The sequence below is a fragment of the Guptibacillus sedimenti genome (genome assembly GCF_028610665.1).
Lineage (GTDB): Bacteria > Bacillota > Bacilli > Bacillales > Guptibacillaceae > Guptibacillus > Guptibacillus sedimenti.
In genome coordinates, this window is record NZ_JAQQWV010000006.1 from 38142 (window position 1) to 51969 (window position 13828).

Annotated in this window: 20 protein-coding genes; 14 read left to right on the forward strand and 6 right to left on the reverse strand. The window is 40.0% G+C overall.

Translation table 11 applies throughout. The annotated features are described in order from the left end of the window. The first annotated feature begins 8 nt into the window (after positions 1-8). Positions 9-1703 carry a M3 family oligoendopeptidase gene (locus PQ578_RS19145; RefSeq protein WP_273836104.1) on the forward strand — a complete coding sequence of 565 codons (1695 nt, stop codon included), beginning with the start codon at positions 9-11 and terminating at the stop codon, positions 1701-1703. A gap of 78 nt (positions 1704-1781) precedes the next feature. Here the strand turns inward: PQ578_RS19145 and PQ578_RS19150 are convergent, their stop codons facing one another. Further along, the gene (locus PQ578_RS19150; protein WP_273836105.1) at positions 1782-2063 is read right to left on the reverse strand and encodes a hypothetical protein; all 282 of its coding nucleotides are present in this window, start codon (positions 2061-2063) and stop codon (positions 1782-1784) included. Between the two features lie 159 nt (positions 2064-2222). Between PQ578_RS19150 and PQ578_RS19155 the strand changes: the two genes are divergently transcribed. The 3 genes from PQ578_RS19155 (at position 2223) to PQ578_RS19165 (ending at position 4013) form a co-directional block, all read left to right on the forward strand. Beyond that, positions 2223-2885 (forward strand): hypothetical protein, encoded by a 663-nt coding sequence (locus tag PQ578_RS19155; protein ID WP_273836107.1) that lies wholly within the window; start codon positions 2223-2225, stop codon positions 2883-2885. A gap of 222 nt (positions 2886-3107) precedes the next feature. Next, positions 3108-3596 carry an 8-oxo-dGTP diphosphatase gene (locus tag PQ578_RS19160; protein ID WP_273836109.1) on the forward strand — a complete coding sequence of 163 codons (489 nt, stop codon included), beginning with the start codon at positions 3108-3110 and terminating at the stop codon, positions 3594-3596. A 12-nt stretch (positions 3597-3608) separates the two neighbouring features. After that, positions 3609-4013 (forward strand): GNAT family N-acetyltransferase, encoded by a 405-nt coding sequence (locus PQ578_RS19165; RefSeq protein WP_273836111.1) that lies wholly within the window; start codon positions 3609-3611, stop codon positions 4011-4013. Positions 4014-4039: 26 nt separating this feature from the next. Here PQ578_RS19165 and uptA read toward each other — a convergent pair whose 3' ends face one another. Continuing rightward, positions 4040-4630, reverse strand: coding sequence for an undecaprenyl phosphate transporter UptA (gene uptA, locus PQ578_RS19170; RefSeq protein ID WP_224883142.1), 591 nt, complete (start codon positions 4628-4630; stop codon positions 4040-4042). A 208-nt stretch (positions 4631-4838) separates the two neighbouring features. Here uptA and PQ578_RS19175 point away from each other — a divergent pair, with 208 nt between their 5' ends. The 3 genes from PQ578_RS19175 (at position 4839) to PQ578_RS19185 (ending at position 6407) form a co-directional block, all read left to right on the forward strand. Then, complete coding sequence (locus PQ578_RS19175; RefSeq protein ID WP_273836115.1) at positions 4839-5615, forward strand: hypothetical protein; 777 nt, start codon at positions 4839-4841, stop codon at positions 5613-5615. 88 nt (positions 5616-5703) lie between these two features. Beyond that, a complete protein-coding gene (locus tag PQ578_RS19180) occupies positions 5704-6210 on the forward strand; it encodes a GNAT family N-acetyltransferase (protein ID WP_273836118.1) in 507 nt (168 codons plus the stop codon). Positions 6211-6251: 41 nt separating this feature from the next. Further along, entirely contained in the window at positions 6252-6407 is a 156-nt protein-coding gene (locus PQ578_RS19185; protein WP_224883135.1) for a hypothetical protein, read from the forward strand. Between the two features lie 31 nt (positions 6408-6438). Here PQ578_RS19185 and PQ578_RS19190 read toward each other — a convergent pair whose 3' ends face one another. Further along, a complete protein-coding gene (locus tag PQ578_RS19190; RefSeq protein ID WP_273836122.1) occupies positions 6439-7074 on the reverse strand; it encodes an FMN-dependent NADH-azoreductase in 636 nt (211 codons plus the stop codon). A gap of 92 nt (positions 7075-7166) precedes the next feature. On the opposite strand from PQ578_RS19190, the gene PQ578_RS19195 reads away from it, so the two are divergent. Genes PQ578_RS19195 through PQ578_RS19210 form a run of 4 tightly spaced genes read left to right on the forward strand, consistent with a single transcriptional unit; the run spans position 7167 to position 8745 of the window. Further along, entirely contained in the window at positions 7167-7754 is a 588-nt protein-coding gene (locus tag PQ578_RS19195) for a DNA-3-methyladenine glycosylase I (RefSeq protein ID WP_273836125.1), read from the forward strand. Then, positions 7744-7953 carry a DUF4937 domain-containing protein gene (locus PQ578_RS19200; protein WP_273836127.1) on the forward strand — a complete coding sequence of 70 codons (210 nt, stop codon included), beginning with the start codon at positions 7744-7746 and terminating at the stop codon, positions 7951-7953. The genes PQ578_RS19195 and PQ578_RS19200 overlap by 11 nt, the downstream gene beginning before the upstream one ends. Beyond that, positions 7950-8138, forward strand: a complete 189-nt coding sequence (locus PQ578_RS19205; protein ID WP_273836128.1) for a hypothetical protein — start codon at positions 7950-7952, stop codon at positions 8136-8138. The genes PQ578_RS19200 and PQ578_RS19205 overlap by 4 nt, the downstream gene beginning before the upstream one ends. A gap of 1 nt (position 8139) precedes the next feature. Further along, a complete protein-coding gene (locus PQ578_RS19210; RefSeq protein WP_273836130.1) occupies positions 8140-8745 on the forward strand; it encodes an SGNH/GDSL hydrolase family protein in 606 nt (201 codons plus the stop codon). Positions 8746-8825: 80 nt separating this feature from the next. On the opposite strand, the gene PQ578_RS19215 is transcribed toward PQ578_RS19210, so the two are convergent. Then, on the reverse strand, positions 8826-9443 hold the full coding sequence (locus tag PQ578_RS19215) for an NUDIX hydrolase (protein WP_273836131.1): 618 nt from the start codon (positions 9441-9443) through the stop codon (positions 8826-8828). 70 nt (positions 9444-9513) lie between these two features. Next, positions 9514-9891 carry a thiol-disulfide oxidoreductase DCC family protein gene (locus tag PQ578_RS19220; protein WP_098442392.1) on the reverse strand — a complete coding sequence of 126 codons (378 nt, stop codon included), beginning with the start codon at positions 9889-9891 and terminating at the stop codon, positions 9514-9516. Between the two features lie 146 nt (positions 9892-10037). Here PQ578_RS19220 and fabG point away from each other — a divergent pair, with 146 nt between their 5' ends. The 3 genes from fabG (at position 10038) to PQ578_RS19235 (ending at position 13075) form a co-directional block, all read left to right on the forward strand. Next, entirely contained in the window at positions 10038-10802 is a 765-nt protein-coding gene (gene fabG, locus PQ578_RS19225) for a 3-oxoacyl-ACP reductase FabG (RefSeq protein WP_273836133.1), read from the forward strand. A gap of 100 nt (positions 10803-10902) precedes the next feature. Beyond that, positions 10903-12624 carry a pyruvate oxidase gene (locus tag PQ578_RS19230; protein WP_273836135.1) on the forward strand — a complete coding sequence of 574 codons (1722 nt, stop codon included), beginning with the start codon at positions 10903-10905 and terminating at the stop codon, positions 12622-12624. A 64-nt stretch (positions 12625-12688) separates the two neighbouring features. Further along, entirely contained in the window at positions 12689-13075 is a 387-nt protein-coding gene (locus PQ578_RS19235; protein ID WP_273836136.1) for a gamma-glutamylcyclotransferase family protein, read from the forward strand. 57 nt (positions 13076-13132) lie between these two features. Here the strand turns inward: PQ578_RS19235 and PQ578_RS19240 are convergent, their stop codons facing one another. After that, positions 13133-13732, reverse strand: a complete 600-nt coding sequence (locus PQ578_RS19240) for a hypothetical protein (protein ID WP_273836138.1) — start codon at positions 13730-13732, stop codon at positions 13133-13135. Positions 13733-13828: the final 96 nt, after the last annotated feature.

Consider the following 13828-nt stretch of genomic DNA (forward strand, 5'->3'; position numbering starts at 1 on the left):
GGAAGCTGATGAGTACGTTTTACGTTGAAAAGTATAATTTTACACATCCATCTAAACTTGAAGAGGAGTTTAAATCTCTTCTCGATCAGCCACTTCATTCTGCTGATGAATTAGAGAAGTGGATCTTGCGTATATCTGAACTAATGGATGGCGTCGCAGAAGGACTTGCTGGTCATTATATTGATTTTCAATGTCACAGCAATAGTGAAGATGCGAAGAAAGCTATTGAGCATGATCAAGCATACATTGAACCGATGGTGAAGCGTTATGAAGGTGAATTTGATAAGAAGTTTCAGAGCTCACCCCATAGACTAGAGTTAAACCAGAACTATTACAAGCAATTTCTACTTCGAAAAGAAAACGCGATGGCGCTTTTCAATGAAGAAAATATTGATTTGGAAGTTGAAGAAGATCGAATCGTCAACCGTTATTTTGAACATACCGGTTCTCTCTCGTTTAAGTGGAACGGTGAAGAGAAAACGTTAAGCGAAATGTTTCTCATGATGCAAGACGGAGATCGCTCCATTCGAAAAAGCGCAATGGAAGAAATCTTTCAAACGTTATTAACAAAAAAGGAAGATTTACAAGGAATTATGGATGAGCTGATTCAGCTTCGCCAGAAAAAAGCAGAAAATGTAAATCTCGATAATTACCGAGATTATATGTTTAAGAAATACGAGCGTTTTGATTATACACCAGAAGATTGTAAGGCTCTTGCAGAAGCTGTGCGAAAGCATGTTGTGCCTTTAAAGGAAAAGTTGCAGAAAAAGCACCAGCAAGAGCTTGGTATTGAGACATATAAACCGTGGGATACGAGAGCTGTTCCAAAAGATAAGTTGCCGCTTCGCCCTTTTAATAAAATCGACGAGCTGATTAAAGAAACATCTACTATATTTGATCAGCTATCCCCACGCTTCTCTTATCTTTTAAACGAGATGAATGAGAAGGGAGCTCTTGATCTTGAAAGCCGTAAAGGAAAGGCTCAAGGCGGTTTTTGTGAGTACTTACCAGTTTCGGAGCTTTCGTTTATTTTTATGAACAGTACAAAATCACAGGATGACTTCATAACGCTTCTTCATGAGATGGGTCACTGCATTCATAATGATTTTAAGCGAAATCAAATGCTATCTGCCTATCAAGAGACGCCGATGGAGTCTGCTGAACTTGCAAGTATGACAATGGAACTTCTTACAATGGACTATTGGAATCTTATGTATACGGATGAAAAAGAACTGCTTCGAGCTAAAAAAGACCAGCTTGAAGGCTTGATTCTCTTTCTACCAAATGGAATCGTGGTGGATCAGTTCCAACATTGGATGTATGAGAATCCGAATCATACGAGCAAAGAACGAAGTGAAAAATACATGGAGCTCTCACGCACGTATGATTCTTCCTATGTCGATTGGACAGGGCAAGAAGAATGGATTCAAAATAATTGGCAGTTAATCCTCCATATCTTTGAAGTGCCTTTCTATTATATTGAATATGTGATCGCACAACTTGGCGCTATTCAGATGTATCGTCAGTATCGTGAAAATCCAGAGCAGACACTTGAGAATTACAACCGTGCCTTATCACTTGGAAGCTCTGTTTCATTAACTGAAGTATATGCAGCAGCTGGGATCCACTTTGACTTTTCTGAAACAATGATCAAAGGGTTAATGGACTTCATTTCGATTGAGCTCGATTCATTAGCTGAATAAAACAGGAAAGCCTCTCTCTTAAAATAATAGGAGAGAGGCTTTTTGATGGTTATACTAGCTTAAAATGACGCTTTCTAACTAATTGTCATCAATTGTCCATACTTTACAGCTAGGGCACTGAATGATTTCAAATCGATCTTTTTTTAGTTCATCCATCCACTCTTCCCATGAGTCATGCTCTGGAGACATTTCTAGCGTTTTAACCGTCTGCAACTCATCTCCATCGCTATTTGTACAGGTACATTCTACGATCGCAAGGTTAGAATCTTGATAGTCATGTTCTTTTGTATTTTCAACGGACCAGTTAATTAATCTCTGGTCAGTTGGACGGCGTTCTTTATAATGGGTACGGGTTAACATTAAATCACTCCTTCTTCTGTAAGGTCAGGTTCTTTACCTCATTAGCGAAATAGCCTATGATGGAAGTAACATTTTTCACTATTCTGCATGTTCGAAATTGACATGGAGCATCCTTTTCCTAGTCCGTTAAATTTAATATCCACTTAAGGAGGGATACACTTGTCAGAAAAAGAGCTTTACAATGCAGTTGTCCTCTCAGAGTCGCTGTATTTTAGCGACATCTTTCAAAATGTTCTCGCTCAGCACAACATTGTTCAAGAAGAGCATACTAGACTGACAGATTACACGTACAAGAGCACGTTTCGAAAAGGGGAATCAATACTTACCTCTTACTATTTTGCCAACCACGAAGTGATGTTTGTTCAGGCAAGTGAACTCTATTCCTTATTTGTTATTGCGCTGGACTCTGTGATTGAAGGCATCACTGGAATGGAAATTTATTTGGAAGAATTCAACCAAGACAGCAGCCTTATCCGAATGGAAAACCGGATCGTAAATGAAAAAGGAAAATGTGAAAAGTTCCCTTATATGCAACTCTATGGACAGGAACTATGGCATTCTCCGGCGTTTTTGTTAGCGAATCGAGAGGGATTGCTTCAGCTTCGCGAAGCGATTGATGTCGCTCTGCAAAACGGTGAGTATCGACATGTGACAAGTTCTTCAGAAGGTGATGGATATGATCTCTTGATCAAAAGAATCGAAGAAGATGTCGAATGGTCTCGTGTGGAAACACCATATACGGGTCTTTCTAATAAAGAAGAAGGCACGATAAAACCTTTCGAACTATTTAGTCAGTATCGAACCATTCTTGAAGAAGAATAATTGTTTCTAACGCAGAGCATTCTTGCCCCGGGTGCTGCTGCGCTTTTTTGTTCCGTTCATTTTGCGCTCTTCCTCCTTTACTAACTACACATACTCCATCCTTCTCTTAATGATGTTACCCGCTTTTGCAAAAAAAATTCCTCAAAGGATCATAGGCTCATGTAAGAGAATGGTATATACTGTCATCATAGAACAAACTTAACCTTCATAGAGGGGGAGAAAATGACAACAATCAATGCAACATTATTATCCATGGTTATTTTACATAATGAAGAAACAGATGAGGTTCTTTTGTTAGATCGTCCTCCTGAAGCCGGGTTTCCAGGTTATATTGGACCTGGTGGTAAGATCGAGCTTACAGAAAGTTTTACTGAAGGCGCTGTGAGAGAGCTTTATGAAGAAACGGGTTTCATTGTTTATCCAACCGATCTTATTTTTAAAGGGATTGATGAATTTATCATTCCAGAAGAGAACTACCGCTATATTGTATTCAATTATGTCGCCCATTCTTTCTCTGGCGCTCCTCATGAAAGTCCTCCTGAAGGGAAATTACACTGGGTAAAGAGAAGCGCTGCTACCGAACTTCCAATGCAAAATTGGTTTCAGGAAAGATTTCCGAAGTTCTTTGAAGAGGGGACTTTTGAAGTTTCGATAGAATATGAGAAACATAGCGAAATACCAGTAAAGCTAACGAGAAGAACGCTTGGATAAGGAGGAGGACAATTGATTCAAAGAAATGATAAAGCAAGAGAGTTCATTCAAAATAAAGTGATTGAATATAACGGAGAAAGACTTTCTGAAAGTGTGAAATCTCCTCTTGAAAAAGTAGCCTATGTAATAGAAAAGCGTGAAGTAATTGGCGGCATCTCTGGTACACTGTTCTGGCAACACCTTCATATCGATTTCTTATGGGTGGAAGAGAAAATGAGAGGATTTGGCCACGGTAGGAAACTACTTCAACAAATTGAAAGCCTAGCAGAAGAAAAGGGCTGCAGACTGATTTTACTTGATTCTTTTAGTTTTCAGGCACCAGGTTTTTACTTAAAAGAAGGATATGAAATTTGCGGGAAAGTTGAAAATCACCCTAAAGGACATACCCAGTACTTTTTACAAAAAAGACTTTGTTGAGTACAGACGGATTAAGAAGTGAACACTTAGCGGCGCCTTTTCAAAAGGAGAAGGCAGCAGTAGCTTACGAGAAAGAATCCTGCACCAATGCTGACAGGAAGCGTATAGGTTCTTGCAACAGAATGGATATGTATCCAATTTTCACCGAGTTGCAAGCCCATATAAATAAATAGAACAGACCAGGGAATCATGGCTAAAATCGTATAAATCGAGAATCGCAGTAGTGACATTTTGGCAATACCTGCAGGAATCGAGATTGCGTGGCGAACAACGGGAATAAATCGGGCTGTAAAAATAACACCGACGCCATTCCTTTCAAACCAGGTTTCGGCGAGCGTAAGGTGTTTTTGAGAAATGAATAGAAACTTCCCGTAGCGCTCTAAGAATGACCGCCCACCATAGCGCCCGAGCCAGTATAAAAAAAGTTGTGCGATTGTACCACCAACCGTTCCCGCTATAACGGCACCGATGAAGTGAATGGTTCCTTCAGAAACCATATACCCACCATACGCAAGCACAAGCTCACTTGGAATAATTTCGACCATAAGTGCTAGCGCTATTCCAAGATAACCAAGCTGGAGTAGCCAGTCTAAACAGTGATAAATAAACGCTGTCATAACCCAAAACTCCTTTCATGGACAAACTGTTCACCTTAAGCTTATTTTTTATGATGAGAAGTTAGACCTGAAAACTAGTTACCGTCGTATAATAAAGGTTGGTTCCGAATAAATATAGAACCCGGAATGTAAGCACTCCGGGTAAAGTTCGTTCTTATGAAAGAATGACAATCGATTAGAGAGGTGAAAGGTAAGGATGTTAACATCCATGAAGAAATTTCTAGCGACATTAGATCAGCCAATGCAAGCGAAAACGGGGAAAGAAAAAGCTTTAACCGTCCTTTCCATTATTGGATTTATCTTATTATTATATCTTGTAGCTTTCTCTCCGTTTATGTTCAGACTATTTATCACTTGTCTTAGCGTTGGCGTATCGTTATATGTGATAAAAAAAATTCATGATTTTGATCGAGTCCTAAAAGGTGAAAAAGCAGAACAGCCTGCTCCTTCATCTAACGAGGCTAATCAGCTTTCGTTTTCCCTTGAACAGCCAGAGGTGGAGGAAGATTCCAGCGAGGAAGCAGAAAAGGAACGTGAGCTTGAACAGATCAATAGTGATAAGACGATGCTATTTGAAGAACTGTTATCAAAAGCAGATCTCGATGAAATAGAGAAAGAATCGTACCGAAATCGCATGCAGCAAAAGGAATCAGAAAGTAACCGTATTGTGCAAGAGGTGTTACTCTTTAAAGATAAAATCCAGAAAGCTGTCATTGATAAGAAGGGGCTTTTCATTAAGGAAACACCTGATATGAAATTAGTTGCTGAATTGATAGGTGTAGAGTCAGTTGAATCAAGTTCTTTTGTGGAATTAAATGAAGAACTTCGTCTTATTTATAACGACATCCCAGAGGCGAAACGCACGATTCTAATCGAATATGAAATGGTGAACGAAGACTTTGAGTTAACACGATTAGGGTATAAAGAGCTCATGAAAGAAGTAAGAAAGCTCGAAAAGAAAACGAGACAAGTAGTAGAACAGTAAGCAAAAACGTGTATGAGCGATCATACACGTTTTTCTTATGATAAGCTTTAGAAGATGAATGGATTTTACAAGAAATGAGGAAATGCATATGTACATTAGACAAATAAGTCCTGATGATGCGGCAGCGTTTGTAGAGCTGTTGCGAGAAGTTGAACAGGATGCGTCGTTTATGCTTTTTGAAAGTGGCGAAAGAAAGACGACGGTAGAAGAACAGCGGGAGCGCATTGTAAAAATGGAGCGAGACCGTCATTCAAGAATTTTTGTAGCTGAACGTTCTGGTGAATTAATTGGTTACTTAATCGCGATTGGTGGACAGGCCAAGCGAAACAACCATTCGGTTTACCTGGTGATTGGAATCCGAAAAAAGGATCAGGGGCAGGGCGTTGGTTCCGCTTTATTTACTGAGCTAGAAAAATGGGCGAATGATCAACGCATTCATCGTCTCGAGCTCAATGTGGTGACGCGAAATGAAGCCGGATTAGCTCTTTATCGAAAAGCTGGATTTGAAGTAGAGGGTTTGAAGCGTCATTCACTGGTCATTGATGATGAGTTTGTTGATGAATATTATATGTCAAAGCTATTAGCTCATAATTAAATCGTTCTTCATCCATACTACAAATGGAAGGAGGCGATGATATGTTTGATCATACAAAGCATATTCCGCTTGAAGGCATTCCGGGGGAATTTACGATGAGCGATGAATCTCAACAAAATGAAGAAGTGGCTGAGATGAGTTTTCCCTTTGATTACAGCTTGATGATTCCGCTGGATCATACGATAAGAAAAGAGTAAAAAAAGCGCAACTGCGCTTTTTTTTGCTTGGTTAAAACTTTTCGGCAGCCTGACGAGCTTCATCCATTGCTTTTTTCTTAATTTCTTCCGCTTTCTCAGGCATTTGTGCCATTCCTTCTGCAATCACAGATTCCACAGACGGGATACCAAGGAATCCTAGGACGGCATGTAAATACCGATCTCCAAATTCCATCTCTTTTGCTGGACCTTCTGAATAGATGCCGCCTCGCGCTTGGATGTGTAAGGCTTTCTTGTCCGTTAATAAGCCGACTGGGCCTTCATCTGTATACTTGAATGTCTTTCCAGCAATGGCTACGGTATCAATATAGGCTTTTAATTTAGGCGGAAAGCTAAAATTCCAGAAAGGCGTTACAAAGACATATTTATCTGCTGCGATAAATTGATCCGTAAGGTCGTTAATTTTACTCACTTTTAACTGTTCGTCGCCCGATAGCTGATCAAAACCATTTCCCTGCTGGAGCTTGCCCCAACCGTTAAAAACGTCCGTATCAATATAAGGGAGATCAATGTTATAGAGATCTAGCTTTAGAACATCATCATTCGAGTTTTTTTCTTGGTAGGCTTCAAGGAAAACTTCCCCTATACTTAAACTAAAGGATTCTTTTACTGGTTTCGGATTTACGGTAATATAAAGTACTTTAGCCATAACGCTCATCTCCTTTTGTTATCGCCACTTAGTATGGCTTGCGTAAGAAAAAGTATTCAAAGTGATGAGGTTCATTAACTGGAGGTGGAAAAATGGTAAACCGATGCGCGTGGGTTAGCGAAGAAGAGATTTATAAAGCTTATCATGATCACGAATGGGGTGTGCCTGTTCGTGATGATCAGAAACTTTTTGAAATGCTAATTTTAGAAGGAGCGCAGGCAGGATTAAGCTGGATTACGATCTTGAAAAGAAGAGAGAATTATCGAGAGGCATTTGATCAATTTAATGTACAGAAAGTAGCCGCTTATGGTGAGGATAAAATACAAGAATTGCTCATGAATGAAGGGATCATTCGTAACAAGCTGAAAGTGCGTGGAACGGTAAAGAATGCGAAAGCCTTTCTCAATATTCAAGAGGAGTTTGGAAGTTTTTCATCGTACATATGGGCGTTTACAGAAAACACCCCAATCCTTAATAATTGGAAAAGCATCGAAGAGGTTCCTGCTGAAACCGAACTAAGCAAGAAGATAAGTAAAGACTTGAAAAAGCGTGGTTTTACGTTTGTTGGTCCTGTTATTATGTATAGTTTCCTACAAGCAGTTGGTATCGTGAATGATCATACGACAGATTGCTTCAGGCATCCCAATGCGATGGAAAAGGCTGAACACGATGTTGATTAAAAAAATAATCTGTCATGTGAAGGAAGAGATGAGAGAAACGTTTTCGTCTGGACAAGAGCGCTGGCATGGATTGCGTGATTGTAAAGGATTTGTAGCTCAATATGGTGGTTGGTCAGAAGAAAATGTTGCGATGATCGTGGGCTTTTGGAAAAATCGTCAAATATATGCCCGATTTATGAATGAAGAGCATGATTTATGAATGAAGAGCATGACGTGATATATATAACAACAAATCAACGAGACTGTGTGGAGTCGATTGAGGTCCAGGTTGAGGATGTTGATGTAAGAGATATCAATAACTATGCGACTAATTGGCTAAATGAGCAAAATAGTGCAATCGATAGTAAATGGACGATTACGACCGATAGCTTGGAGGGCTCTTAGAATGAAACAAAAGTGGTTGTTCGTAGGCGATAGCATCACAGATTCAGGTAGAAACCAGGACTCAGAAGGACTTGGTAACGGGTATGTGAGAATGATTCGAGATGGGATGATAAAAAAATACGATGTTGAAATGATAAATAAAGGGGTGAGCGGTGATCGCATTACAGATCTTGAAGAAAGATGGAATCAAGATGTTCTCGCGCTTCAACCTAATGTTGTGTCGATTTCAATTGGCATCAATGATGTATGGAGACAGCTTGATCACCCTGAAATGGATCAGGTGACGCCAGAGGATTTTAAAAAAATCTATGATGGGTTAGTAGAGAAAGTTAACTCATTAGGAGCAAAATGTATTTTAATGGAGCCAACAATTATAGAAGAAAGAGTTGATTCGATCGGCAATCAAAAGCTTTTCCCATATGTAAAGATTGTTCGTCAGTTAGTTGAAAAATACGATGCGGTATTGGTGCCAACTCATACTGCTTTTTTAGAAGCACTCCAAAAAGGGAATAAGACATTAACGACAGATGGCGTGCATATGACTGAGGCGGGCAATCAGCTAATGGCGAAAACCTGGCTAGATACGTGTGTAGATAGGTTGTTTTAACAGCTAACAATTAGAATTCCAGGAATTTTAAAAGGCTCTGTTCATCTTGAACAGAGCCTTTTTGAGAAAACATCGTAAAGTTAATCAAAAACAGGACCGAGCGCTGGATCGTTATGTAACGCAAAAAGCATTTCGATTTGTGATTCTGTGATCCTCCCTGTTGATAAAGGAGGAAGTTCATTTTGAGCAAAAAAGCCACAGTCACTAGTTTCAATGCTTTTAGCTGCGTTTCCACCGATTAGCTCACATTCAATCATCACCTTATATATATGGTAAGGCGATGGCGGGTGAGGGTGTTTTTTGTGATCCAGCACAGCAAGAAGCCTTCTAGCTTTTACTACATAGCCTGACTCTTCCTGAACTTCTTTCACCGCTACTTCTCCTGGTGTGAAGCCAACGTCACCCCATCCGCCGGGAAGAGACCACTTGCCATCTGCTTTTTCCTTTACAAACAGCAGTTTTCCTTCACGAAAAACGACTGCTCTCACGTCTACTTTAGGCGTCTGATAGCCCGTTTCATTTGCGAAGAGTTGCTGAATGGTTTTCATATCGTAGTCGGTGTAAGTTTCCATCATTTCAGTACTAAGCTGTCGAAGTTCAATATAGCGTTCGTAATCATAGTTATCCTGTGTATAGGTTAATCCTGCTTGAGCAATCGATTGAATTTGTTTTGCCCACGTAAGCCATTTTTCCTCCATCTGCCATGCATCCTTTCAAACGTAGCCTCTTTTCATACTATCAAATAGAATAACCTTGCTAGCAGCAAGGTTATTCAAAACGAGGCTCTGAATAACGACCAAACCAATCATAGCGATTTTTTGAAAACCATATATAGAGTGGTGAACCAAGCTTATCAACGAAAGGCAAATATAGAAATAGTGAGAGGGGTACGGTTACAGGAAGGGCCATTAACAATCGTCTCACAGTATAAAAGCCAGCGTGAAGGTTCCCGGAAGTTGTTAACATATGAATTTCATCATACATTCGTTTGTGTCGAAACTGCATATAAGGATAGTCTTCTGGGTGTTTTTCAATTTCCTGAACCGGTATCCATTCAATTTTGTTAAACCAGTCAAGTTTGCGAAGTGATTTCTTTACATAAAAACAAAATGGGCATTCAGCATCATAAAATACAAGATGTTTCATCACGATAGCCTCCAATATTAATTTCATTCTTTATACCCTTTTCACTTATTCGCACTGTTTTAAACAGAATGACAATAGTTGACAGAAAATTGTAATATTATTATAGTCTAATTAGATTAAAAAGAAAACGCTTACGGGAGTGGTGATTGGTGAAAAGACTTGAAGGAAGAGTTGCTTACATAACTGGTGGAAGTAGGGGGATTGGGGCAAGTATTGCAGAAACATTTGCAAGTGAAGGGGCAAAGGTTTACCTTGCCGATGTAAATGAAGAAGCGTTATCCATAACGGGTAAGGATTTAGAAGAGAAAGGTTATTCAGTCATGACAGGCATTGTCGACGTTACGGAGCGGGACCAGGTAGAATCTAGCATGAAAGAAGCGGCGGAAGCTTATGGCTCAATTGATATTCTTGTAAATAACGCCGGAGTTATTCGCGATAATTTATTATTTAAGATGACCGATGAAGACTGGATGACGGTCATGCAGGTGCACCTTACTGGAAGTTTCTATGCATCCAGAGCTGCCCAAAAATATATGGTCGATCAAGGATATGGGCGGATTATTAGTCTTTCCTCAACGTCGGCGCTCGGAAATCGTGGTCAAACAAATTATGCAGCCGCTAAGGCAGGTATTCAGGGGTTAACCAAAACGCTCTCACTTGAGCTCGGTAAATATGGCATTACGGCTAATGCAATTGCACCAGGGTTCATTGAAAGTGATATGACAAAAGCAACGGCCGAGCGCCTCGGGGTTGAGTTTGACCAGTTTATTGAATATAACAAAAAGCAGATTCCGGTAGCTAGAACGGGAAGGCCTGAAGATATTGCGAATGCTGCCCTCTTTTTTGCAGATGAAAACTCGTCCTTTGTTAGTGGACAGGTTCTTTACGTAGCGGGTGGACCAAGAGCATAGCATAAACTAATCTAGGCTTTATTTTTTCCTGCTGACGTTTCACCGATTCTATAGAGGGGTACTTTCCCATTATGGATAAGGAAACGGAGGAGGAGTCATGATGTTTGAAAAAAATGCTGGTGAGATACTATTAAATACACTTTCTGAATGGGGAGTAGACCATGTGTATGGTTTGCCGGGAGATTCCATTAACCATTTTGTAGAGAATTTACGTAATGCTCAAGATCGTATGAAGTTCATTCAGGTGCGTCATGAAGAGGTAGGTGCACTTGCAGCAGCGTCGTATGCGAAAATAACTGGTAAAATTGGTGTCTGTCTTTCCATTGCAGGACCTGGAGCTGTTCATTTGATGAATGGTCTTTATGATGCAAAAGCTGACGGTGCTCCTGTACTTGTGATTGCTGGACAGGTTGCAAGCGATCAGCTTGGAATGGATCAATTCCAGGAAATTAACCTTGAACGCATGTTTGATGATGTATCGGTGTTTAATAGACGGGTAGAAACAGCAGCATCACTACCTGACCTTACGCATCAAGCGATACGAACAGCAGTTGAGAAAAAAGGTGTAGCCATTCTTACAATCCCAGATGATCTTGCTGCTGAAAAGGTGAAACAAAAAGTAGAGAATACGTCTCTCATTCGTTCAAAAGCTGTCGTTCATCCTCATGACTCCAATTTAAATGAAGCTGTTGCTCTTTTAAATGAAGCAAAAAGACCGGTCATTTTAGCTGGGAAAGGTTCGAAGCATGCAAGAGAAGAACTGCTAGGTTTTGCTGAAAAAGCAGGGGCTCCTGTTATCTTAAGTTTGCCTGGTAAAGGTGCTATTCCTGATGTTCATCCTTATAACCTGGGGCAACTTGGCCAGATCGGTACGAAGCCTGCATATGAAGCGATGGAGGAAACCGATTTACTTATTATGGTTGGTACATCATTTCCGTATCGTGACTATTTACCAGATAAAGCAAAAGCCATTCAGATTGACATTGATCCAACGCAAATCGGGAAACGCTATCCTGTTACAGTCGGATTAATTGGTGATGCGAAATGGACGTTATCGTATTTAACACAGCATACGAACTACCAGGATGACCGTGATTTTATTGAAAAATGCCAGGATAATATGAAAAACTGGTGGTCACATCTTGAAAAAATTGAAGGTGAGCAGTCTACACCGATTAAGCCCCAACAAGTGATGCCACAGCTACAGAAAGTATTGGATGATGATGCAGTGCTTTCAGTAGATGTTGGAAACGTGACCGTGTGGGCATCAAGACATCTGCGCGTCACTAATCAGAAATTCATTATTTCCTCATGGATGGCAACAATGGGGTGCGGACTACCAGGAGCGATTGCTGGTAAACTTGCTCATCCAGATCGTCAGGCCGTTGCGATTTGTGGGGACGGCGGATTTACAATGGTGATGCAAGATTTCTTAACAGCTGTCAAATATAAACTACCGATGATTGTCGTTGTGTTAAACAATGAACGTCTAGGTATGATTAAATATGAGCAGCAGGAAATTGGCAATATCGACTATGAAACAGAATTAAAAGACTTTAACTTTGCTGCGTTTGCTGAAACAGCAGGTGGGGAAGGTTACCGCGTTGAGAAATATGAAGAATTGTTACCAGCCTTTGAGCGAGCTGCAAAGTCAACAAAACCAGTGATTGTCGACGTGGTCATTGAAGAGCAGCCGCCACTTCCTGGTAAAATTACTTACGAACAAGCAGCAAGTTATTCAAAATACATGCTGAAAAAAGCATTCGAAGAACAGGAAATTGATATGCCGCCGTTGAAAAAGGCATTAAAGCGAATTTTTTAATAAAACATACTAGAGAGCCCGCTGATTTGCGGGCTTTTTGTTATAAATAAAAGGAGTGAGAATGATGTACCTCGTCTTTTGCTATGGAACCTTACGATCAGGCGAAAGCAATCATGCGGTTATAAAAGAGGCGACTTTAATAGAAAGTTTCAGCTGGACAAATGGACAACTGTATGACACAAGGGATGGTTATCCTGCTTTAATACAGAACGAGGATGCTACTGTATATGGAGAAGTCTATGAAGTGGATGATCAGTTACTAGAGAAAATCAATCTACTTGAAGGTTATCAGGAAGGGCGAGATTACAATTTGTATGAGCAAGTGATGCAGATAATTGAAAGTAATCGGGGAAGTTATGAGGCGATTACGTATATGATGAGGAAGCCTGAGAAGCGATTTATGGAAATCCCAGATGGGGACTGGGTAACGTATCGCAATAGGAAAGGGTGATCTATCGCAACCAAAAAAAGCAAACCTCCAAAACTGGAGCGTATGCTTTCGAAAGAGTTAATCGGTCAATATCATATATTCTTCTGGAATGTGAAGCGTTGTTTCATAATAGAACTGATCAGAATAACGTTCTGAAATCGGTTTTTCGATCATTTTGTAGGTAAGGTAGGGCTGTTGAATTGGTTCTTTCACAATCGTTGATTCGACGATTTTTTGCTGTTTTTCGCCTGTATCTGTAATCGTATCTAGCTTTATCCAAATAGAATGATGATCATCGCTTACATAGTGAGATTCAATGCCTTCTTTTTCCTCAGGTGTTTGCAAAAGCTGTGAAAAGTCTTCTACCTTTTCGTTATGCTCTTCGAGGGAATTCAGATAAGGGGAAAGGGTGTTTTCTTTCCAATGAGCTTTATCTGCTGAAAAATCATAGCTGTTGATGGTAAAAGATAAGTAGCCTATGATGATCAAAATAAGGGCAAGTGAGGCTCCTTGATAGATAGCATTTAAACGCGATAGAGATTTTCGATTTTGTATAAGATGAACCATGAATATTAACCCAACAATGATCCACAATACGTCAGATATGATTGTGAGGGGTGCATCTGATAGTTTTTCGACTTCGTTGTATTTTTCAATGACTTGGTTGATCGTAGGCATATTCATTTTCCTCCATAATATAAAATAGCTAATTGATGAGAACACATTGTCGCTGGAATGACGACTTGCTCATTGTAACAATAAATTGGAGGTTTC

Coding starts and splice junctions, on each gene's coding strand:
- PQ578_RS19215 (WP_273836131.1), bottom strand. CDS start 9,443: ATGGAGGAAAAATGGCTTACGTGGGCAAAACAAATTCAATCGATTGCT.
- PQ578_RS19205 (WP_273836128.1), top strand. CDS start 7,950: ATGAATGAAGAGCATGACGTGATATATATAACAACAAATCAACGAGAC.
- PQ578_RS19220 (WP_098442392.1), bottom strand. CDS start 9,891: ATGAAACATCTTGTATTTTATGATGCTGAATGCCCATTTTGTTTTTAT.
- PQ578_RS19235 (WP_273836136.1), top strand. CDS start 12,689: ATGTACCTCGTCTTTTGCTATGGAACCTTACGATCAGGCGAAAGCAAT.
- PQ578_RS19145 (WP_273836104.1), top strand. CDS start 9: ATGAGTACGTTTTACGTTGAAAAGTATAATTTTACACATCCATCTAAA.
- PQ578_RS19195 (WP_273836125.1), top strand. CDS start 7,167: ATGGTAAACCGATGCGCGTGGGTTAGCGAAGAAGAGATTTATAAAGCT.
- PQ578_RS19240 (WP_273836138.1), bottom strand. CDS start 13,732: ATGCCTACGATCAACCAAGTCATTGAAAAATACAACGAAGTCGAAAAA.
- PQ578_RS19180 (WP_273836118.1), top strand. CDS start 5,704: ATGTACATTAGACAAATAAGTCCTGATGATGCGGCAGCGTTTGTAGAG.
- PQ578_RS19175 (WP_273836115.1), top strand. CDS start 4,839: ATGAAGAAATTTCTAGCGACATTAGATCAGCCAATGCAAGCGAAAACG.
- PQ578_RS19160 (WP_273836109.1), top strand. CDS start 3,108: ATGACAACAATCAATGCAACATTATTATCCATGGTTATTTTACATAAT.
- PQ578_RS19230 (WP_273836135.1), top strand. CDS start 10,903: ATGTTTGAAAAAAATGCTGGTGAGATACTATTAAATACACTTTCTGAA.
- PQ578_RS19150 (WP_273836105.1), bottom strand. CDS start 2,063: ATGTTAACCCGTACCCATTATAAAGAACGCCGTCCAACTGACCAGAGA.
- PQ578_RS19190 (WP_273836122.1), bottom strand. CDS start 7,074: ATGGCTAAAGTACTTTATATTACCGTAAATCCGAAACCAGTAAAAGAA.
- uptA (WP_224883142.1), bottom strand. CDS start 4,630: ATGACAGCGTTTATTTATCACTGTTTAGACTGGCTACTCCAGCTTGGT.
- PQ578_RS19185 (WP_224883135.1), top strand. CDS start 6,252: ATGTTTGATCATACAAAGCATATTCCGCTTGAAGGCATTCCGGGGGAA.
- PQ578_RS19210 (WP_273836130.1), top strand. CDS start 8,140: ATGAAACAAAAGTGGTTGTTCGTAGGCGATAGCATCACAGATTCAGGT.
- PQ578_RS19200 (WP_273836127.1), top strand. CDS start 7,744: ATGTTGATTAAAAAAATAATCTGTCATGTGAAGGAAGAGATGAGAGAA.